Consider the following 21401-nt stretch of genomic DNA (forward strand, 5'->3'; position numbering starts at 1 on the left):
CTGGACAAATTTTCCGTGGCTCGTTTTGCGCTTTAACGCTACGCTAGCACAAAACAATCCACTCCAAATTTGCCGCTAATTGCGGCGTTAGATGTCATGGAGGAAACCGTGCACATATTCGTAAGCAGACCTACTTGGGTTTCCTCTGATTTTGAGGCAGGCCTAGACACGTTCTTGAAATCTCTAGCGCATATGGGAATAACACCTAGAACGCTAGGCTCAAGTGACTACCCAAGTAAAGCACCTCTTGATGAAGTAATTGCGATTATGGACGAATGCCAAGGTGCAATCGTTCTTGGTTATCCTCAAATACAAATTACAGGAGGAAGCATCAAAGAATCCTCGCTTGAGAATGAATTAACTTTGGGCACCGAATGGAATCATATAGAAGCTGCTTTGGCATATTCGAAAGGGCTACCACTGCTAGTTGTTCACCATACAACAGTATCAAGAGGCGTGTTTGATCGAGGCGTCATGAATGCATTCCTCCACAGCGTCGATCTAAAATCCCCAACTTGGTGCATGAATACATCTTTCGATGGTGCACTTACAAAATGGAAGGAACACTGCAAGTCTGGAAACTCAAATTTCATTGCAGGCGTTACCATTGACCCAACCAAACCTACATGTCCAAACTGCACAACAAAAGCAAAGGCAATATACCTTAGTAAGCTGCCAAAAGGTTTCAGCCTCGGAAAGTGGCGGTGCCCAGTCTGTAACTACCTTGAGTAGCATGACGTCTAACTATGCGCTCAAATCGTTCGCTTCGCTCACTGGGACTGGCTAAAGCCAGCCCCTTAGCTTAAACGTTATGCATTTTGGGGTAATCACATAGTGATTCGGGCAATTAAAAGTCAGTTAAACTTACAACCTCATTTCTACGCTGAATCAGCGAGAGTTGGCGGTTTCGGTTGCATACTTGGTGGAGTATTAGCGTTTTACCTTTTCCAATATATTTCATCGTTCTTTGGTATAGCCACTGATGTCCCTATCCGGCAGTATGATCAAACGATAGTTGTTTTTATGTTCGCAAGCTGCCTCTTAACGCTTATTCTCTGTGTGTACATATTTTGTGTTTTATCAGCTTTCATTTACTACGGAATTAAGTACCAAAATGGACTCATTAGTAAAGACGAGTTTATAAATATCTCTTTTAAAGGTGTTTACCCAAAGCGCTGGCAGAAAGGCTATTGAAAAATGCATAACAAACGCCATCAAACGCCGCTTTGCAGCTCGACTCGCAACAAGTTGCTCGCGTTTGTGGTGGGCGTTATCTCCATAGATATTTTTATCTAAAACAGACTCGTTAGAGTTAAGGTTTTAACTCGAAAATGTCCCTTTTCTTTTACGTACGTATCGAAAATGGGGAGTAAAAATTGGCATTGGGGCACCAGTGACCGTTGGCGACATGGATGTCGCCGTCGAGCCTATAGGGATATATTCACGGCGAGTCACTGGGGAAACAATGACAATAAACTCCATAAATAGATAAAAAGATTAATCGCTTTCGTCCCCAAACGAGTTACTCATCTTCCTTCAAAACAAACAGGCGACATCGATGCTAAACAGGAGAACCATGGCGATTAGCGAGACCACAGTCCACCTCAAGGCAGCTTTTGGCTGCCATGCTATCGCGACCTTTAAGGTGTTAGCCTGCGCATTAAAAACGCAATTGAAGTTGCATCAATCGGTAAATTTTTACGGGGTTAGATTTGCTTATTCGATGTGCGATGATGATTTGCCGTGAAATCACCTGGAGGCGCGATGAGCTTTAACTTTGATACCTACCGTTTTAACACTGAAGATGCGATTCAAGTGTGTGTCGGCGCCTTTGCGCTCGCCGTGCCTATTGGGTTTTCGGAGGAGGCGTGGCAACTCGGGGAGACCTTGCCGCTGCTGAATCTGTTGATGTTGTTTAGCTTGTCGTTACTGTTCCTCGGGGTATTTACTTACCAGAGTGTGTTCCAACAGAATATTCGTTACCGTCTGCCAGTATTTATTTTTCGGATTGTTATGGCCTATCTGATTAGCGCCTGTGTGGTGAGTTTGGTGCTCCTTTGCCTCGATAAATTGCCCTTTATTGACGACCCTCTGACCTCCATTAAACGGATTATCGTGATTACCATGCCAGCCTCTATGGGGGCGATTGTGGTGGATAGTTTCGATAAGGAGTAGCGCGGGACTTCGTAAAGAATCGCTCAACTGCTTGGGTGGCAACTCATGACTTTTGTCACTGGTGCATTTAGGTTATGTTGCACATACTGGATTAAGAGACAAATTCGAAAAGGACCCGTTATGAACGCAGCAACGCTTGCATTACTTATCCCTATTTTTGCCATCGTCGGCGGATATACAGTCGCAATTATGAAGATCCGCGAGCGCGGCAATTCGGTCAGTAATAAGCTGCAGGCCGAAAACCAACTGTTACGCATTGAGCTTGATAAACTGCGCGAGCGGGTTGAGGTGTTAGAACAACTGGTGACTGACGAGAGTTTTCAGTTAAAGCGCGAATTTAAGCGAGTTTAGTCGCTGTGGTTGTTGATAGATGATTTACAAGGGCAAACTGTGTTTGCCCTTGTTCGTTTTACGAGAGATTAAAATTTATAGCTGTAACCGAGTGTGACCGTTTGAGGCTTTCCGGCAAAAATAGAGCCGTGTACTCGCGTCGTCATATAGGTTTCATCTAAGAGGTTGTCTACGGTTAAGTACACTTCCTGACTGTGAGTGACAAAGTAACGCGCCGATAAGTCCACTAAGGTTTTAGCCTCAATCACTTCATCTGCGGGAATGGCGCCTGCTCCTGCTTTTGTTCGCATCTCATCGGTATAACGCGCCGCCACTGTGATTTGCCAGTTTTGCGATTGCACGCCTGCTGAAATATACAATTGGTTTTCAGGTAGATAGGTTAACTTGTAACCCGCTTCAACTTTATCCCAAGTTTCAAACTCAGATTCGAAACTATTGCCAAACTCGGCATCCGTGTAGGTGTAGGCGAGTTTGACTGGAAAACTCATCGCTCCTGAGCGGTTAAACTCGTGGGCGAGGCTGAGTTCGAGGCCTTTGACTTCCACTTCGCCTGCGTTGTACTGGTTGTCGAGTTTAGTGTCATCACAACCCTGCGCCGCCGTGCAGTTACCGTGCATGTTACTGTAATCGCTATAGAAACCGATTAACTCAGCATTAAATGCATCTTGATGGTAGCGAATGCCAGCCTCATAGTTCCAGCTCTGTTCTTCTTGCCCCTTAGCATTGCCGGGCGCGGCGGGCGAGAAGCCTTTCTGTACCCCAGCCAGAAGTAATACTTGCTCATTAATCTGGTAAGTTGCTGATAACGAAGGCAGTAGCGCATTGAACTGGCTTTCAACCTGTTTATCGGGATTCCCCTCGCGGCCCGGGTTCTTCTTACCCCAATCGCGGCGTTGGGTTTCGACATCTTCCCAACGCAGGCCGGCGGTAATGGTGAGCGCGTCTAGGCTGATTTTATCCTGCATATAGGCCGCAAATGCCGTGGCGCTATCGACACGGTTAGAGTCGGTGCCCGGGACACCACTCTTAGTGCGTAACATGACACTGTTGGCATCCATTGCATAACTGTCGGCCCATTGGTATCTGTCCATTTCATCTACATGGTAGCGAAGACCAAAGGCGAGGTCGTGATCCCCGAGTAACCAATTGAGTTCCGTTTGTATGCCTTGGGCGAGGTAACTGCGATTATTGGCTTTGACATTGACCTCAAGCTCAGAGAGCAGACCCGCGTCAAAGTCGGCAGCATTTTGGATCCCTTTGCCACTTAATGATTCACCACCAACCTTGTCGGCTTTATACCAATTTCGATGAAAATCATTGTAATAGCCAATGCTGCTAAGGCTTAGCGTGTCGCTAAAATCGATAATATGGTTGAGCTGTACTTGCTTATGCTCTGTGGTCATCTGATCTTTTTGCGAGGCAGAATAGCGACGATAGGGTGAGGCCTGATAATCCGCATCGGTCAGACCCATATAGGTTTCGTTAGAGGTCTCATCAGCAAATTTCAATTTAAGTTCAAGGGATTGCTGGTATGCAGCCGTGCTGTCGGTGTTAACTCTGACCTTGGCTAAGGCATCATTTTTAGTAAAGCCAGTGTCGCCGCCGACCGTGTTTATCTCCCTAAATCCGTCGGCTTGATAGCGATAAATCTCGGCCACTGCGCCAATCCGCTCGCCTTGTCCACCCGCATAGGTGTGTAATTTACCGAAGCCATCTTGGCCTAAGGCAAGATCAATTTTGCCGGCTAATGCCTCTTGAGGAATTTGCCGAGACAGCATGTTAATCACGCCACCTGTGGTGCGGGGGCCATATTTTACCGTTGAGCTTCCCTTAAGTATTTCAACCGATTGCATTCTGCCTGAAGTGGGGAAGTAGTAAGCCGCAGGGGAGGCATAGGGGGCGGGAGCGGCGAGAACACCATCTTCCATCACGGTAATCTTTTCAGAACGATTTTGCCCAGTGCCACGCATACCAATATTTGGGCGCAGACCATAACCATCTTCTTCTTGAATATAAACACCGGGCACAGAGGCCAAGGTGCGCATAATATCGGAATATTTAAAGGTTTCTAATTCGGCTTCGGTAATTTGATGGGCGCTACCAGGCGTGGTATCGAGGGGATTTTTACTGCCGAAAATACTGATCTGTTCTATTTTTGCGGGGGCTTGGGTAGGCGAATTGGCTTGTGCATTGAAGGCGGTAGTTAATGCGCAGGCCAATAAGCTAAGGCGCATTGGGCTAAGTTGGGTCATTGGGCTCTCCGAATCGGACATGGTGTTTGTCTTTATTTTTTTTGCAAACAGGAATTGTTCTCGTTTGCGGCCGCGGAGCTTAGTTTTATTAACTTAAAACCAACTTAAAATTCTTTATCTTTACAAATGTGAGTCAGATGTTACTTTGTTCGTTACCTTAAGAGGATAAGTCATCGGGTGAGTGAAATGCCGAAACTGAGGTAGACTCGTTGCACCTTTGTTATTCGCCCAATATTGAGCCAGTTAAGATCGAGTTTATATGTTCCTATCGCCGTATTTTTCTAAGCAAAATCAATCAATTTCTGTATCTGCACAACAAGCCAGTGACTTCGCCAAGAAAATCGCCCAAGACTTTAACCCTATTCACGATGTGGGTGCTAAGCGCTTTTGTGTGCCCGGTGACTTGCTGTTTGCCCTCGTCTTAACCCAATACGGTTTAAGCCAGAACATGAAGTTTACCTTTGCTGGCATGGTCGGTGATGGCGTCGAGCTGCAATTTCCCGAGCAGGTGAACGACAGTTTTTCGATTTGCGATAACCGCGAGAAAACCTATTTGCAGGTCAGTCGTGAGGGCGATGTGAGTCGCTGTGACGCGCAAACCGAATCCTTTATTCGCAATTATGTGGCGTTTTCGGGGCACAATTTTATCGATATCTTGGTGCCTTTGATGAAACAGCATCAAGTGATGATCAATCCCGAGCGCCCCTTAGTGATCTACGAGAGCATGTCATTCGACTTAACCAGTCTCGACTTTGTGGAAGTAAAATTATCGCTAGTACAACAAGAGCTTAAGATTGATGGCAAGCGTGGTGATGTGACACTGCACTTCGAGCTGCATAGCGGCGATACCTTAGTCGGCACTGGGATTAAAACCTTAGTCATGAGCGGCCTGCGCCCCTACGAAGAGGCGCAAATGCAGCAAATGTGCGCCGCCTATGAAGGGCGCAAAACTGATTTTTAAGCGGTATTTTGAGTCAGACCTATCTCGAGTAAGGCTTATTTCGAGTCAGAACTATTTTGAGTCAGACCTGAGTGATTCGGTAAGTATGGCGCCAAGGGAAAACTAAGGCGCCGATAACGGGATGTGACTCAATTCAAACCACATGGGATAACAACAGCTTTAAAGCCTGTTATCCCAAGGGTTTAGCTAGGTTATTTAACTTAACTTGCTAACCTCGCTCTCCAGCCGTTTTCCCACTTCACATATCAACTCTGCCTTTCTGTTTAGCCATAGGTTAAGCCTCTCGCTTATCCATTAACGCTTAGCCAAAATAGGTTAATCAATAGACAGTTGCGAGACTGTCTCGGCGACATTCTCTGCGCCGGTGCGAATATCACCCATCACGGCGGTGACTTCCGCTAATTGCTGTTTGCCTTCCTCGGCGATGCGCTCAACCTCGTTCATCATGCTGGTGGCACTGGCCGTCAGTTGGCTGTTCTTATCAACCACGGCAGCAATTTCGCCAGTCGATTTACTGGTTCTCGCCGCTAATTGGCGTACCTCATCGGCCACCACGGCAAAGCCTCGACCTTGTTCGCCCGCGCGGGCGGCTTCGATGGCGGCATTGAGGGCCAGTAGATTGGTTTGATCGGCAATCGCACTGATGGTTGCCACAATCGCTTGAATACTTTGGGATTGCTCGTTGAGCTTCACCATAGACTCAGTGGTTTTGTGGGTCTGCGCCGCAATAGCATTAGAGGTGTTTACCGTCGCGTCGAGCAATTGCACGCCGCGGTTAGCCTGTTCCACCGTGCTCTGCGAGGTGGCATGGGCGATATTGGCCGCATCCCGAATCGCATGACTCTTGATGATCCTTTGGGTAATGTCACTGGCAAACTTGATCACCTTCACCACTTTGCCGTGATCATCCATCACGGGGTTGTAGACGGCCTCAAGCCAAATCGAATCCCCGTAGGCATTTTTACGTTGGAATAGGCCTTTCTTGTATTGCCCGCGTCGTAGGTCATCCCAAAAATGCGGATTATCCTGATAGAAGTTATCGAAGCAGAACAGACGGTGATGCTTGCCCTGCAGTTGCTCCTTGCTATACCCCATGGTTCTGAGGAAGTTGGCATTGGCATTGAGGACATTACCCTCGGGGCTGAACTCGATAATCGCCTGGGATTTTTGCAGGGCGGTAAACAGTGCCGCCTGAGCATCCAGTTGGTATTTATCCTCAGTGATCACCGCTGCGGTTTTCATGATCTTAGTGATTTTGCCATCCAGCTTGATGGGGAAATAGGTCGCCCTAAGCCAGATCTCTTGGCCATTCTTATGCACGCGGGGGAATTTGCCTTCCTTCGCCTGTCCTTGCTTTAACTCGCGCCAAAACTGTTGATACTCAGAGGAGTTTACATAGTCTGCGGCACAAAATAATTTGTGGTGTTTACCGACAATTTCGTCCAGTGAGTAGCCTACAGCCTTTAAAAACAGCGGATTCGCGTCGAGGATGATGCCATCGGGAGTAAACTCAATCGTTGCGATACTCGCCTTGATTGAATCGACAACGGCTTCGGCTTCCCTGCGCTTTATTTCGCTTTCTGCTAGGTCTTTACGTAGTGAAGAATTAAACACTGAATACTCCTGATGAGTGGGTTAACTCAAAAACGGCGTTGAGTGCCTAAGCTGCTGATTTAGGCATAGTGTAAATATAGCCATGATTTTACGCGTAAGTGGCTTTTCAACGAAACTTAATGCTGTGAGATAGATACCAATTATCGTCAAAATAAGATCACGCTGAGGATAAAAAAGAGCGACATGTGTCGCGCTTCAAAGGCGGGTTATTTATCCAAGGCGCCGCTGCAAGCGCCTTGGATGGCGAGCCTAGGTTAAGCGATTTTCTCTATCTTGGCGGGCAGTCCTTGCCGCGCCGATGCGCCGCTGGCCCAGTCCACCAGCGGATAGCGACCATGGCGGCTTGGATCGAACAGATTCAAGTCGTTCATATTGATTCCGACGCGGATCAGCTGATTGGCGGCGATTATTTTGTCATCGATAACTATGTCCCGTGCGCCTAACTCCTTATGGCCATAGCCGTGCTCGATGGCAATGCAGTCGGGATGCACGCCCGCCACACATTCCACTAAAGCCACCACGCTGCCATTAGGTGTGCTGATCTTAACCGTATCACCGGTTTTAATGCCAAAGCGCTTGGCAGTTTGCTCATTGATGCGCACCGGATTATTGGGGTGCACTTGGCGTAAACGATCCGAACCTATGCTCATCGAACTCATGGTATGCGACTTATAACTGCTGATCAGCAGCGGCCACTGTGACTTATCGAATGCTTGCTCCAAGGGCGTGCCGTCGGCGAGCGCTGGGTGATAACGTCGTGGACAGCCACTCATATATTCACCACTTAAACTGTTGCGCCGACTGCCCACCTCTGGGTTCCACAGCATTAAGGGTTTTGGCCAAACCTTGCTAGGGTTGCCCGCCTCGTCGCGACCCGCGCTGATATTCTCAAAGCGGCCGCCACGGGCAAATAAGTAACTGACTTTTTTGACTTCTTCGGGTTTGAGTCTGGCATTCAGTTCCGCTTGAATGCGCCCAACCCCACTGAAGTACATATCCTCGGCATTGATATCGGCAACGGGTTTACCTAGGTAGGCCACGTTTGCCGCGCCGTAGAGCGAGAAGTCCGCCGCACGACTCAGAGGATGCAGACTGCCATCGGCGGCCTTGACCGCATTGTCACCGAAGCCGGGCAGATTGAGTTTTATCGCCACTTGGCTAAGGAAAGATTCCATACAAATCACATCGCCGTCGGCGGTTTTGGCGACCCTAGGTTCGACAATCGGCCAGCGCCCCGTAGCCTCTTTAGTGAGCGTGCCGTGCCACGCGGCGCTCCAGCCCCAAGATTCATAGGTTAAGGTGTCGGGGACTATGTAGTCCGACAGCGCCGAGGTCTCATTGATAAAGCTGTCGATGCTGATAAATAGCGGTAAGACTTTGGGATCTTTTAATTGTTCACCAATGGCTTCGCCGAGGCCCGCTTGACCATAAATCGGGTTACCCATATGGTTGATCCACGCCTTGAGTCGATAAGGATAACCATGCACCGCCGCGGTTAAATGTTCGCCCAGTAAGGGCGATGAGATGGGGAACCAAGGCTCCTTTGACGGATAGGGTGATTCTCCCGCCTCGACTTTTCGGCGGTACTCAGAGGTTTTTTCGTAGGGGAACTTAGAGCGGGAAAGGAATACGCCCTTAGGTTCGACCATGCCGTCAAAGTCCTGCAAATTGTACCTTGGGCCCGCACCAAAGACGGGGAAAGTGCCGCCCTTAGCTATCGCGCCGCCCTTAAGATTTAGGTTACCTATCATAGCGTTGAGCATCATGATCGCCCATGCGCTGTAAAAACCGTTAGCACTCATAGTGCCGCCGTGGGAAATCACCGCCGCCTTAGTGCCATGGCTAGTAAACTTGTGGGCGAGTGCGGCAATTTGCGCCTCGCTGATATCACACTCCTTGGCGTAGTCGGCCATCTCGACGCTGCGCGCGGCTTCACTAAGCAGCTGAAAACTGGATTTCACGCTCAGCTCGCCCTTTGGCGTATTCACGCTTTGCTCAACCGCAAGTTGTGCCTTGGCGCATTGTCCTGCCGGTAGGATTTGCCCAGTAGCGGCATCGACAACCAGTGGAGAGTCTTGCTCGCCATAGGCTTTGCCTTCGAAGGGGAGACCGAGATCGCTGGCATACAAGTATTGGCCGTATCTGGGGTGATTTGGCGTGCTGATGATTAAGAAGCTGGCATTACTAAACCCGCGATAACCCGCCGCTTTCGCCGCTTCGGCATTGGGTGCGGTTAAAAACGCACTGGCGTAGCGCTGGTTATCGATAATCCAGCGCAGCATGCCCATGGCGAGGGCGGAGTCGGTTGCAGGGCGGATCGGCAGCCAAGTATTGTTACCTGCACAGGGTTGGTTCGAGGCGTTGGGCAGCATGGGCGACACCACCACATAACTGAATTCCCGCCCGTCGACCCGAGCGTTGGCCAATTGCCGCGCTTGGCGTTTAAAAGGGTTGCCCGACTGCTGTGGCGAGGTACCGATAAACAGCAGAAACTCGCTATTGTCCCAATCGGGTTTAAGGTGAGCGTATTTCTTTAAATCGTCGAGCAGGGCACCCGCCCCTGCGCGATAAGTAAAGCCGCAATAGGCGCCGTGGTTGGCAAAATTTCGCGTGCCGAAGCTATTGAAGGTAAAACGTTTAATAATGACATCTCGGCCTTCATCCGAGGCGTTCGACACCAATAATTGGTTGGCCTTGGGGCCATATTCAGGATTATTGGCATCGAGTGGCGTGCTGATATCGCGAATTGCCCTTAAGCCTTCGACATGCCCCTCGCCAAATAAGTCACCGCCATCGACGACCTCGCTCAGCAGTTGCTCGAAACTGATGCTTTGCCATTGCCCACTGCCACGCGGCCCGACCCGTTTAAGGCATTGGGTGACGCGATAGGGACTATCTAATTGTTCTAACATGGCATTGCCACGGGCGCAGGCGGTTGAGCGCCCCTGTAAGCCCTGCTCTTTATAGGCACTTAAGCCGACTAAGGCGGTTTTGATCGGGGTATCGAAGTCAATATGTTCCCGCGCCGAGAGCGGATGATAGGGATTGCCGCTGATGCGGAGGATTTTATCTGTCTTATTGTCGATACGGGCGCGCACGCCGCACTTGGTCCAGCAGCCGAGACACATGGTATTGGCGATCCGTTGGTCATCGTTGCCAATCAGCTGGCCTGAGGTTAAATCTACTTTATATTCAGGGGCTAGTGAATTGCCATGGATGGGATTTTGGGTGTTTTTTCCCGAACTGCAATTCACCACACCTTTGCCCATTTGCGCTAAGGTATGGCTGTAACCTGCGGCAAATAATCCCACGCCACCCGTCACAGCAGCGCCTTTGATAAAACGACGTTTACTCTTATCCATTACGGACTCCTTAATGCGGTAACTTCTCTTGATATGGACGATGCTGTGTCTCAAGAGGCCAACTTAGTTGAGCTGGGTTGATAGCGAATAAATTCAGACACTAACACCATCAGTGCGAGCCACAGGCCGAAGGTGCCCGCGATACCTAATAGTCCCTCTGGCCCCCATGGCAGTTGATAGAAATAAGTGCCCGCGCCGTATTTAGGGTCGGTTTGCGCTTGGATAAGTACAATCCAGCGAAATCCCCATGCCAGATGCACCGCCGTTAAACTGACGACTAACATCAATACCGAGGGGAGGCGGCGCACTGCTAATACCAAGGCCAGAAGGGCGAGGGTAACCAATACCCAAATGGCGGCCAGTTGCCAGCTTGGGCTGGTGTCTAATAACAGCGCCGCTTCGTGCGCCGAGCTGTTATCGAATAAGGCCCAGCCGATAAGACACAGGGCGAAGAGACCAAAGCTTGCCCTGACCCATTGCAGCAACCTGTCTTGGGTACTTGCTTGATAACCGTGCAAAATGCGATTGAGTAGGGCGAGTGTGCCGCAGGCGGCGAGCAGGGCACTGGTCGCCATCAATGGCGGTAACCAATAGGTATGCCAGAGCGGCCGCGCTTTGATCGCCATGGTCTCCATTCCGGTATAAAGCGCAATGGAACACGCACTCAATGTAGCGATGAGCGCAATGGGTTTTAACAACTTGTCGCTGCTCCAATTACCGAATCTAAGCCATTGGCCGATACGGTTTAACCAATCCGCGTCTTCAGCCGAACTTGTAAGAGAAGACTGCGCCTGAGGTAGGTAAGGCCGCAGTAATAACCAAGCAAACACTAGACTCGTGCCAGAAAATATCGGCAGTAAAAAGGCGCCGTACCACATCCACGAATGCGGTCTGATTTGGGCATAGAAATGCCATGCCCGCAGCGGTTGGTGAAGGTCTGCAAGCAGTGCAATCGGCGCGACTATACCTGCGGTGAGCATCAAGCAGGCGCAGAGCTTGAGCAATCTGGCGTCGGTTTGTTTTGCACTAAATAAATGAATGGTCGCCACCCACACACTGGCGTAGGCCAAACCCATTAAAAAGAAGTATTGCACTGCCCAAGGTAGCCAAGTGATGGCGATATCTGGGGTAAAGATTTCTTTAATGATCATGGTGGATCTCCTCGCCAGTGTCTGTCAGTAGGGTGCGAACGGGGGCTTGGCCGCTGATCCTATGTTCAAAGGCGCTGTTCATGCCGATGTAAAACACTCTAGGTGCCGTATTGGCATCGGGCTTGAGTACCTTGATATCCGCTTGATTCGCTTTGAGTAGTTGGCTGATGTGGCTGTGAGGATCGTTCAGATCGCCAATCACCCTCGCTTCGCCGACACAGGTTTCGACACAGGCGGGTAAGAGTCCTGCTTCGAGCCTGTGGGCGCAGAAGGTGCATTTATCGGCGGTGTTGGTGTCATGGTTGATAAAGCGCGCATCGTAGGGGCAAGCCTGCACACAGTATCCGCAGCCGACGCACCATTCGTTGTTGACGACCACAATGCCATCTGGGCGTTGGAAGGTCGCACCCGTGGGGCAAATCGGGATGCAAGGCGGGTTTTCGCAGTGATTACACAGTCTTGGCAACATCAAAAATGCGGGTGGCGTGGCTGCATCCTGTTGCGACACTTCATATTGCTGCACTGTGGTACGAAATTGCCCCAAGGGCGGCAGGTTTTCGAAGGTGCACGCCACGGTGCAGGCCTGACAGCCGACGCAGCGGCGCAGGTCAATCACCATGCCGTAGCGTTTGCCCGTAGCTGCAGTTTGAGCCAGTTGGGCTTGCACTTGCACGACGGGAATGAGTGCGGCGCCGACACTCACACTGGCCATTTTTCCGAGAAACTGACGTTTACTCTTGTCCATAGGAATTTCCTTCACTCTTACAGATAAAACGGGTCGAAAGACTTAAGGTTTAGCGTTAGGCGCATTCTGTAAAAGGCGGGGTGGCATCTCTATAGTGGTTTTCCACATATCCGATAGGGACTTGATCTAGCGCAACAAATATCAGTTAGAATGACCTCTCAAAAATTAGGGTTTATGATTTAGCAACAAAATGGATCTCATCCTAGGGCTAAGGAGTATGGGCACAGTGTTGAGTGTTGTCGTATCAACTATCGTATCAATCAAGAGTTGGCGAACGGGATTCACATTCGTCATCGTCTTATTTAGCCTGCTGAGTCTCTCAGTCATGGCTGAAGTTTCGGCTGCTCAAGCTACTGAGCTAGGTGCATTAACGGTTGCGCCCGCGGGAGAGCTGATGGATGAAGCTGGTGCTAACTATCAAGTAGTCGATGTGGGCGTATTGGCCATTCGAGGCTATAAGGGCACCATCAATCGTTGGCAACCGCTGATGGGCTGGCTTGAGTCACAGATTCCCAATAGTTACTTTAGGTTGCATCCCTTAAGCCTCGAAGAGCTAGCCAAAGGGGTCGAAACCGAGGGCCTCGATTTTGTAATCACTAACCCCGGGCAGTCGGTGATGTTAGCGCGGCAGTATTCCCTGTCTTGGCTCGCCACCCTACGAAGCCCAATCAACAATGGCGCGGCCATGCAGGTGGGCTCGGCGCTGGTGGTCAGGGCCGACTCACCCTATCAAACCTTGCAGGATCTCAAGGGCAAGCGCCTTGGTATTGTCTCCAAAAATGCCTTCGGTGGTTATCTCACTATGGTCTACGAGGCGCAGCTAAAGGGCATAGATTTACCTGATTTGGCTGGGGAAATTGTTCCCTTAGGCTTTCCGCTCGATAACCTGGTTTATCAGCTCGGCGCTACAGCTCATCTGGGGGGGACAAATGAGCTTAGTGGTACAGATGCACCAAGCGGTAAAGCACTAAGCGTCAAAGCTCTAGGCCTAGATGCGGCGATTGTGCCCGTCTGCCAGCTTGAGCAAATGCAGGCTGAAGGCTTGATCAACATAAAGGATTATCGGGTACTCGATAATCAGGCGCCCGTTGGGTTCCATTGCCAAGTGTCGAGTCGACTCTATCCCAACTGGTCGATGGCTAAGACCAATCGTGCGACACAAACCTTAGCCAAGCAGGTGACTCAAGCACTACTGGCCTTACCCGAGGACAGTCCCGCCGCGAGAGCCGCCGAATCTGCGGGTTGGACCACGGCCGTGAGCCAACTCGCGATTGATCAACTGCTTAAAGATCTCGATATGCATCCCCTACAAACTCCGTGGTGGCAGCGAGCATGGCAATGGGTGAAGCTGCATCAGCATTGGGCTTGGCTAGCGTTGGCGATTTTAGTGCTGCTCAACGTGTACCATTTCTGGCTCGAATATCGCTTTAGCCGCCGTGGCCGCGAGTTGATAAACACCCAGCGACAACTCAGTGAAAACCGCGCCCTGTTGGAGCATGCCCAGCGCATCGCGATTGCCGGGGAGTTAGGGGCGAGTCTATCCCATGAACTCAATCAACCGCTGGCGGCGATTGGCCATTACTGCCATGGCGCCGAGGTGCGTTTGCAGCGTGGGACGAGTCCTGAAGAATTACAAGCTGTGCTGAATTTGATTCAGCAAGAGGTCAGTCGCGCCGACAGCATTATCAGCCGTTTGCGTAATTTATTGAAAAAACGGTCGGTCTCCAAACAACCCTTATATTTGCACCAGCTTGTGAACGACACTGCGCCGCTGCTCGCCTATGAGCTGGAGCAGCATCAGATCCTGCTTTCCACCAATATTAGCGGCGAAGCCTATCCTTTGCCCTTGGACGAAGTCGGCATGCAGCAGCTACTGCTCAACCTATTGAAAAATGCCGCCGATGCCTGTGTGCTGCGTCAGCAGAGCGAGGTCGATGCGGCAAAAAACTATCTGCCCACTATCGATATCGACCTTAGGTATCAGGACCGTAAGATACTGCTCACGGTCACAGACAATGGTACTGGGCTGACCGAGGATGCCAATCTGCTGATGCAGGCCTTTTATTCGACTAAGTCTGAGGGGTTAGGGCTGGGACTGGTGATCTGCCGTGATATTGCCGAGAGTCATGGTGGCCGCTTTAGCCTCGAAACTGCCCTAGGTGGCGGCTGCCAAGCACAGGTTTCCTTACCCCGTAAGCTTGAGGGAGCACCAGCATGAGCCAACAATTGCCCGTGTATTTAATCGATGACGATGAGTCGGTGCGCCGCTCGCTGCGGTTTATGCTCGAAAGCTATAGCCTGAATATCCACGATTTTGATAGTGCCGAGGCATTTTTTGCCGCCATCGACTTGAGTGAACCGGGCTGCGCCTTAGTCGATGTGCGTATGCCGGGCCTCAGTGGGCCGCAATTACATGCGCAATTAGTGCAATACAATAGTCCGCTGGCGGTGATTTATCTTACTGGACACGGCGATGTGCCCATGGCAGTGGAGGCGCTAAAACTCGGGGCGGTGGATTTTTTCCAAAAGCCCGCCGATGGCGCTAAGCTCGCCGACGCGGTCGTTAAAGCGCTAGAACATGCCAAGGCGCATTATCAAGATAATCAATATGTAAAAACCTATCTGGCGCTTACGCCGCGTGAGCGGGAAATCCTTAACCTCATCGCCAAAGGTTATAAAAATCAGGAGATTGCCGATACGCTGTGCATCGCTATGCGCACGGTCGAAATTCACCGTTCCAATCTCATGCGGGGCATGCAGGTTGGCTCGCTCGCCGAGATGATCTTAATCTATGGCCGCATCGCCGAACATTTAAAGGTCTTGGACTCTGATTAATGGCGCGAGAAGCCTCAGCTTGCCGCCAAGCCTTTACAACCAAGCCTTTGCAACCAAAGATTTAATAGGAAAAAGCGCATCGAAAGATGCGCTTTTCTATCATGCTCAATCATGCATATCGAATGAGTTCTTTCAACTCGATTAATTCAACTGGAGTGTGCGCCACGCTAGGAGTGAGCCATCGTCATTTTGGCTGGTATTAAATAGAAACGCGCTGTAATTGCTACCAAAAATATTGTCGCGACTCAGGCTGGTATCTTGCTGGCCACGGGTCAGATATTCGGGATGGCTGGTGCAAATCTCGGTCGTCAAACTCTCGCTAAAGCCCAGTTGGGAGACCAACTGGTCGTTATTGTTGTTTCGTATCCGAAAGTGCACATGGATAGTGCGCCCCGAGTACCAGCCCGGAAAGCAGGATTTAAAGTTAACTCGCCCCTCGCTGTCGGTCACTTGGGTGCCCCTAAACCACTGGGATTGCAGCGCCTTACTCGAATTTCCGGTGCAATAGCCACTGTTAAAGCGACTCTTATCCGCACTGCCACTGGTGTCGCCTGAGTAAACGCCAGCGACATTACAATGCCAGACTTCCACCTCTAATCCGCTCAATGGATTGCAATCTTTATCAATCACTTGAAAGCAAATCTGCATAGGCAAACCCGATTCGGCATCCGAAATATCATCCCGATTATCGACTTGGAAATAGCAAGGCCCTTCCACCGCCGATTGGGTTAATGCCAAGGCACAGGCACCACTGGCGGTGAAGAGGCTGGTGTCGGGGAAGTTGACCGTCATGCTGGCGGTGCCACCACTGGCCCAATCGCTCGGGGTCGTCACATCGGCACCTGAGCCGGTATCAGTGTTGCTATTGCTACTGTCGTTGGTACTTTCTTCGGACTCCGAACCGCAGCCGACTAAGCCGACCAAGGGACTCGCGACCAATGTCCAGCCAATGGCTTTGAGTAAGGTGCGGCGCGGGGCGTTGTCTATCGTGGTGTTTAGCGCCGTTTTAAGCGCTGAAGATGGGCGGGTATTTTTTGTCATTTGGGCTACTCACTTAGCTGGGTTTTATTGTTAACGCTTGCAGTGATTAGTGAATGAAATGTGATTTTGGTTCGGCTTTGATCCCGAGTATTTCACTGTTTTACCCAAGTTGACAGTTGCTGAAAATGTTAACGGCCGCTAATGCCTCTATATCGGCTCGGAGCGCCGACATTGGCCTTTTTCCCCTGAGCTTTTATACCCAATTGTGATCTACTGACGTTTTGTTAACCGTTAAATGGATGGGAATTGAGGTAACATTGAGCAGACTTGTTTTGCGAAGGTGAAAGACTCCGGTGCTCGATTGCTTATGCCCCCTATTTGCCTTATTTTAGGGGCACAAAATGGGACTTTACCTCGCAATTTTCGCAAAGATGATTTCGCAAGGATGATTACCCGTCACATGCTTTTGTCCATTGAGACTGACCGCCCCTTTATTGTGTTGAGCTTAGGTTGTGCGCCTCGGCGTTTAATCTTGAGTCATGGTCTCGATTTGGGCTCGATTTATCTGGGTTAGCTTTGACCCCGTTTGGATAAGGAATGAAATGCCAAGCTTGATTCGTATTGTGCTGATTGATACGCACCTTCCGGGCGTTGTGGAACTCGCCCTCAATGGCCATACCAATATTTGTGGTACTAACGCCTCGGGTAAAACCACTCTACAACGTTTAGTGCCTGTATTTTATGGCGAATATCCTAGCCGCGTGGTGCCTTCAACCCGTGACAGTTTCGAGCGTTGGTACTTGCCACACGATTCAAGCTACATCATTTACGAATATCAAAAGGCCGATGGCTTGCTCTACCAAGCCGTGCTGGCGTCGGCGGGCGATGGTAAAGGGGTGAACTACCGTTTTATCGGCAAAGGTTTCGAGTTAAGCGATTACATTAAAACCCAAAATGGTGACACCATTTTATGCCACACCATGGCAGAACTGGGGCGCGAATTAAAACGCCAAGGCGTAGCCACCACTAACCTGCTGAATACCCGCGAATACCGCGCGATTATTCAAAACGATCGCACTCTGTTAAGCACGGGCAGCAACCGCAGCGAACTGCGAGCCTATGCGCACCAATTCGCCCTGTGTGAAGGTGAGCATTCACTGCGCCATATCGAAAAACTCGCCAAGGCGGTGCACTCCAAAGAAGGCAAAATGGAAACGGTCAAATCCATGATTGCCGCCATTTTGGAAGAAGACGGGGTTAATCCACCTAGTTCACGCCTCAATCCGCAACGCGTCGAGGCGTGGATCCGCGAGAGTCAATTAATTCAAGGCTTTGAAGTGATCCGCCCCGAGTTTGAAAAGCTCGAGCAGGAATTTAACCAATTGCTCAGCGCAGAAATGCGTCTCTCGAGCCTGTCCCGTGGTTATCGCAACGACGAAAGCCTAGAGGCCGATCGTTTAGAGATCCAACAAACCCTATCTAAGGAGCTGAATTTAAAGCTTCGAATGTTGGACGACGAATGGAAAGAAGTGCGTGACGAGCTTAACCTCGACCTATCCGCCGCCAAGGGCGACGTGGCTAAGTGCGAGTACGAGCTAGATGCGATTGAAGATCAGCACGGCGCCTTTTTAGATGCCAATATCGAGCAAGCCAAGGCCGACCTGGACATGCTGCCAAACTGGCGCGCGGACATGGAAAACTTAAGCGAGCGCCATAAATTACAAACCGAAAAACACCAAGATATTGAAGCGGCTTACAATGCCCGCCGCAGCAAAATTGGCGAGCAGTTAAACCGCGAGCTCGAAGGCTTACACGCGGATCAGGATAAACAACGTGAAGCGCGCGACAAACAGCGTGAAGTGGCAAGAGCCGATCTTGATGCCCTCGAAGCCCAATGGCGTAGCCAAATGGATGCGGGTAAGGCGAGCTTTAGCGAGCAGGAATATCAATTCAAACTCAATGCCGCCGAGCTTAAATTACGTGTCGATGGCGTGACCTACACCGAGGAAGAAAAGTTAAGCCTCGCAATTTTCGACGAGCGCATTCACCGCGCCGACGAAGAGCAAGAAAGCTGCAATGCTAAGGTTGAACGTTTAAGTAACGATGAGCGTAAGCTGCGCGCCAAACGCGAGCAAGCCAACGAAGCCCTACGTATCGCTAGCCTGCGGGTTAACGAGCGCCAAACCGCGCTCGATGAACTGCACCATATGCTGTTCCCGCAGTCCCATACCTTGCTCGAATTCCTGCGTAAGGAAGCCCAAGGTTGGGAGCAGAGTCTGGGTAAAGTGATTGCGCCCGAGTTACTGCATCGCACCGATTTGCATCCGAGCGTGACGGGGACGAGCGACACCCTGTTTGGGGTGCATTTGGATCTTAAAGCCATTGATGTGCCTGAATATGCCGCCTCCGAGCAGGAACTGCGCATTCGTTTAAGCAAGGCCGAAGAAGCACTGCAAAGCGCGCAGGAATTACAGGCCGAGGCCGAATCTCAGCTGGTGGCGATTAACGGCGAGCTGGATAAACTCAGCCGTGAACTGACCTTTGCCCGCACGGCTTACAAGAATAGCCGCGATGATTTACGTCGTCTGTTCGATGAAAAACGCAGTGAGCAGGACAAGATCAACAAGGCGCTGGCCGAGCGTAAAGCCTTTGCCCAGCAGCGCTTAACTCAACTCGATGGCGAGTTGAAGCAGCTTAAGCATCAACACCAGCTCTGGCTCGAAGAGCAAAAAGAGCAGGCGCTCGAAGCGCGGATGGAAAAACAAGCCTACTGGCAGGAAGTGATTGGCGCGCTCGACAATCAACTCGGGCAAATCAAGGCCACCATCGACGCTCGCCGCGAAAGCGCTAAGGCCGAGCAGAAAGCCTGCGAAACCTGGTACAAAAACGAGCTTAAATCCCGCGGTGTGGATGAGGACAATATCCTTAAACTCAAGCAACAAATCCGTGAGCTTGAAACCAAAATCAGCCGCGCCGAGCAGCGCCGCAGCGAAGTACTGCGCTTCGACGATTGGTATCAACACACTTGGTTGCTGCGTAAGCCTAAGTTGCAGACCCAATTGAGCGATGTGAAACGTGCCGCCTCGGAAATCGATCAGCAGCTTAAAGCTAAGACTCAAGAGGTGAAGACCCGCCGTCAACAACTCGAGACCGACCGTAAGGCCTCGGATGCGGCGCAGATTGAAGCCTCTGAAAACTTAACCAAACTGCGCGCCGTGATGCGTAAGTTGGCCGAGCTGAAACTGCCCGCCAACAATGAAGAAGCTCAGGGTAGCCTCGGTGAGCGTTTGCGTCAGGGCGAAGACTTACTGCTAAAACGCGATTATTTGATGGGCTCGGTTAAGCAATATGTGGAGCATTTCGACTCTGTGATTGCCAGCAAGTCAGGCTCAGGTTTAGCCGAGACTTGGGAGCGTGCCCGCGAAGAGTCGAGCTTTATTAACGACAAAGGTATTCGCCTGCTGGATTACCGCAAGCTAGTGCCACAGCTAGAACAGTTACTCAATGTGATTGTGCCGCAATCGATTATGGCGCTGCGTGAACAGGGGCGGATCTTCGGAGTCGACTTAACCGCCTTCTACGATGTGCTTGCCGATATCGATCGTCGCATCGCCTCCCAGAGTGCACGTATTACCCGCGAAGTGGGCGAGGAGTTATTCCTCGATGGCGTATCCGAGTCTGCGGTCCGTATTCGCTCTAAGATCAGTGAATTAGAGTTTTGGCCTGAGCTTGAACAGTTCGTTAAAGCCTTTAAACAGTGGAAGGCCGACGGCTTTAATGGTCTGCCCGATGAGGAATACACCAACAGCATGCGCCGCGCCTTAGACATTATTGGTCGCGCGGCCTTAACTGGCGGCATTGCTAAGTTGCTGGAAATCGAGCTGCGTCTCAAAGAGGGCAATAGCGACCTGATTATCCGCACCGACAGACAGCTGAACGAATCCTCCAGCCACGGTATGGCTTATCTGATCTTGTGTAAGTTCCTGTTGGCATTCACGCGCTTGCTACGTGGCCGTGCCGATGTGACCATTCACTGGCCGATCGACGAGCTGGGCACGCTGCACCACACCAACGTGAAGAAGATTTTCGATGCCTGTGGTAACAACAATATCAGCGTGTTAGGCGCCTTCCCGAACCCTGAGTCAGAAGTGCTGAACCTATTCGAGAACCGTTACATTATCAATAAACAAACCAAGAAGTTGCAGGTGGTGAAGCCCAAAGCCAATCCGATTGCCGATATGTTGAGTAAACGCCTGAGCAAGGAGGCCATCTAATGAGTGCTGCCATGAATGAGTCAAACCAAACCGTATTAGTCGGCACGGGCGCCATTATCGAACTCTTGCTAAAAGGTGAGTTTATTTGCCGCACCACCAATGAAGATGGCTGGCGCGCATTGAAAAATAACAGTACCCGCGAGCGAGTCGAGGCTTATCTGAATCAAATCAATCGCACCGTGGCTTCGGCCGCCGAGGGCGATGTGTTTTTCTGCGGTTATTTGCAGTTAGGCGAAAGCGAACGCAAGGTGATTTCATCGCAGTTTAAGGATATTTGTCAGGCACTTATCCCTATGGTGGAGTGGCTGGTATTAGTGCAGGAAGCCAGTGGTCAAGATGCCCCCTTAAGCGAAGGCGCGCCAGTGCGATTAACCGAGCTGCAAAGCCGAATTGAAGATACCCCCGCGTTTCGTGAGCAGTTGGCCAAACTCAGCCAATACCGTTTATTCGGTTCAACCAGTACCAATAGCGATGCACAAATTAAGTTAGTGTTCAAACGCTTAGTGGAGCTTGGTTATCTGGTGCGCCCCAACGTTGAAAAACAGATTTATATCGCCACCGGCAAGCTGGATTACCTGTACGAAGTGATCCGCTTTATCGACGAAACCGAAGGCCTAAGCCTAGAAGCTCAGGCGGAAACGGCGACGCAGCGGGATTTACTATGATGCCTTGGACGATAACGCATAGCATCAACCAAGGA

At 50.6% G+C, this 21401-nt stretch carries 14 protein-coding genes; 8 read left to right on the forward strand and 6 right to left on the reverse strand.

The genetic code is table 11. The annotated features are described in order from the left end of the window. The first annotated feature begins 108 nt into the window (after positions 1-108). The 3 genes from K0H60_RS03450 to K0H60_RS03460 all read left to right on the forward strand — a co-directional run bounded on the left by K0H60_RS03450 (position 109) and on the right by K0H60_RS03460 (position 2526). Positions 109-732, forward strand: a complete 624-nt coding sequence (locus K0H60_RS03450; RefSeq protein WP_220057285.1) for a hypothetical protein — start codon at positions 109-111, stop codon at positions 730-732. Positions 733-1764: 1032 nt separating this feature from the next. Further along, positions 1765-2175: a DUF2391 family protein gene (locus tag K0H60_RS03455; RefSeq protein WP_220058106.1), complete on the forward strand. Its 411-nt coding sequence runs from the start codon at positions 1765-1767 to the stop codon at positions 2173-2175. 120 nt (positions 2176-2295) lie between these two features. Beyond that, positions 2296-2526: a hypothetical protein gene (locus K0H60_RS03460; RefSeq protein WP_011621428.1), complete on the forward strand. Its 231-nt coding sequence runs from the start codon at positions 2296-2298 to the stop codon at positions 2524-2526. Positions 2527-2594: 68 nt separating this feature from the next. Here the strand turns inward: K0H60_RS03460 and K0H60_RS03465 are convergent, their stop codons facing one another. Further along, on the reverse strand, positions 2595-4778 hold the full coding sequence (locus K0H60_RS03465; RefSeq protein WP_220057286.1) for a TonB-dependent receptor family protein: 2184 nt from the start codon (positions 4776-4778) through the stop codon (positions 2595-2597). A 259-nt stretch (positions 4779-5037) separates the two neighbouring features. On the opposite strand from K0H60_RS03465, the gene K0H60_RS03470 reads away from it, so the two are divergent. After that, positions 5038-5739, forward strand: coding sequence for a DUF3581 domain-containing protein (locus tag K0H60_RS03470; protein WP_220057287.1), 702 nt, complete (start codon positions 5038-5040; stop codon positions 5737-5739). Between the two features lie 315 nt (positions 5740-6054). Here the strand turns inward: K0H60_RS03470 and K0H60_RS20620 are convergent, their stop codons facing one another. The 4 genes from K0H60_RS20620 to dsrO form a co-directional block, all read right to left on the reverse strand. Next, complete coding sequence (locus K0H60_RS20620; RefSeq protein WP_220054641.1) at positions 6055-7353, reverse strand: methyl-accepting chemotaxis protein; 1299 nt, start codon at positions 7351-7353, stop codon at positions 6055-6057. A 254-nt stretch (positions 7354-7607) separates the two neighbouring features. Next, positions 7608-10715, reverse strand: coding sequence for a tetrathionate reductase subunit A (locus K0H60_RS03480; RefSeq protein WP_220057288.1), 3108 nt, complete (start codon positions 10713-10715; stop codon positions 7608-7610). 50 nt (positions 10716-10765) lie between these two features. Further along, the gene (gene nrfD / locus K0H60_RS03485; RefSeq protein WP_220057289.1) at positions 10766-11866 is read right to left on the reverse strand and encodes an NrfD/PsrC family molybdoenzyme membrane anchor subunit; all 1101 of its coding nucleotides are present in this window, start codon (positions 11864-11866) and stop codon (positions 10766-10768) included. After that, positions 11856-12611, reverse strand: a complete 756-nt coding sequence (gene dsrO / locus K0H60_RS03490; RefSeq protein WP_220057290.1) for a sulfate reduction electron transfer complex DsrMKJOP subunit DsrO — start codon at positions 12609-12611, stop codon at positions 11856-11858. Before dsrO ends, nrfD begins: the two co-directional genes overlap by 11 nt. 325 nt (positions 12612-12936) lie before the next feature. Here dsrO and K0H60_RS03495 point away from each other — a divergent pair, with 325 nt between their 5' ends. Both K0H60_RS03495 and K0H60_RS03500 read left to right on the forward strand, forming a co-directional pair. Next, positions 12937-14829 carry a sensor histidine kinase gene (locus K0H60_RS03495; protein WP_258405788.1) on the forward strand — a complete coding sequence of 631 codons (1893 nt, stop codon included), beginning with the start codon at positions 12937-12939 and terminating at the stop codon, positions 14827-14829. After that, positions 14826-15446: a response regulator transcription factor gene (locus K0H60_RS03500; RefSeq protein ID WP_220057292.1), complete on the forward strand. Its 621-nt coding sequence runs from the start codon at positions 14826-14828 to the stop codon at positions 15444-15446. The genes K0H60_RS03495 and K0H60_RS03500 overlap by 4 nt, the downstream gene beginning before the upstream one ends. Before the next feature lie 141 nt (positions 15447-15587). On the opposite strand, the gene K0H60_RS03505 is transcribed toward K0H60_RS03500, so the two are convergent. Beyond that, positions 15588-16487: a dioxygenase family protein gene (locus K0H60_RS03505; protein WP_220057293.1), complete on the reverse strand. Its 900-nt coding sequence runs from the start codon at positions 16485-16487 to the stop codon at positions 15588-15590. Between the two features lie 542 nt (positions 16488-17029). On the opposite strand from K0H60_RS03505, the gene K0H60_RS03510 reads away from it, so the two are divergent. Both K0H60_RS03510 and K0H60_RS03515 read left to right on the forward strand, forming a co-directional pair. Beyond that, the gene (locus K0H60_RS03510; RefSeq protein ID WP_220057294.1) at positions 17030-20701 is read left to right on the forward strand and encodes an ATP-binding protein; all 3672 of its coding nucleotides are present in this window, start codon (positions 17030-17032) and stop codon (positions 20699-20701) included. Positions 20702-20712: 11 nt separating this feature from the next. Beyond that, positions 20713-21366 carry a condensin complex protein MksE gene (locus tag K0H60_RS03515; RefSeq protein WP_037422308.1) on the forward strand — a complete coding sequence of 218 codons (654 nt, stop codon included), beginning with the start codon at positions 20713-20715 and terminating at the stop codon, positions 21364-21366. The last annotated feature ends 35 nt before the right edge of the window (positions 21367-21401 follow it).

This window comes from Shewanella mangrovisoli, from assembly GCF_019457635.1.
Lineage (GTDB): Bacteria > Pseudomonadota > Gammaproteobacteria > Enterobacterales > Shewanellaceae > Shewanella > Shewanella mangrovisoli.

Bases quoted from the DNA above. Each gene is read 5' to 3' on its own strand.
- K0H60_RS03515 (WP_037422308.1), top strand. From the start codon at position 20,713: ATGAATGAGTCAAACCAAACCGTATTAGTCGGCACGGGCGCCATTATC.
- K0H60_RS03510 (WP_220057294.1), top strand. From the start codon at position 17,030: ATGCCAAGCTTGATTCGTATTGTGCTGATTGATACGCACCTTCCGGGC.
- K0H60_RS03495 (WP_258405788.1), top strand. From the start codon at position 12,937: ATGGCTGAAGTTTCGGCTGCTCAAGCTACTGAGCTAGGTGCATTAACG.
- dsrO (WP_220057290.1), bottom strand. From the start codon at position 12,611: ATGGACAAGAGTAAACGTCAGTTTCTCGGAAAAATGGCCAGTGTGAGT.
- K0H60_RS03455 (WP_220058106.1), top strand. From the start codon at position 1,765: ATGAGCTTTAACTTTGATACCTACCGTTTTAACACTGAAGATGCGATT.
- K0H60_RS03480 (WP_220057288.1), bottom strand. From the start codon at position 10,715: ATGGATAAGAGTAAACGTCGTTTTATCAAAGGCGCTGCTGTGACGGGT.
- K0H60_RS03460 (WP_011621428.1), top strand. From the start codon at position 2,296: ATGAACGCAGCAACGCTTGCATTACTTATCCCTATTTTTGCCATCGTC.
- nrfD (WP_220057289.1), bottom strand. From the start codon at position 11,866: ATGATCATTAAAGAAATCTTTACCCCAGATATCGCCATCACTTGGCTA.
- K0H60_RS03470 (WP_220057287.1), top strand. From the start codon at position 5,038: ATGTTCCTATCGCCGTATTTTTCTAAGCAAAATCAATCAATTTCTGTA.
- K0H60_RS03505 (WP_220057293.1), bottom strand. From the start codon at position 16,487: ATGACAAAAAATACCCGCCCATCTTCAGCGCTTAAAACGGCGCTAAAC.
- K0H60_RS03465 (WP_220057286.1), bottom strand. From the start codon at position 4,778: ATGACCCAACTTAGCCCAATGCGCCTTAGCTTATTGGCCTGCGCATTA.
- K0H60_RS03500 (WP_220057292.1), top strand. From the start codon at position 14,826: ATGAGCCAACAATTGCCCGTGTATTTAATCGATGACGATGAGTCGGTG.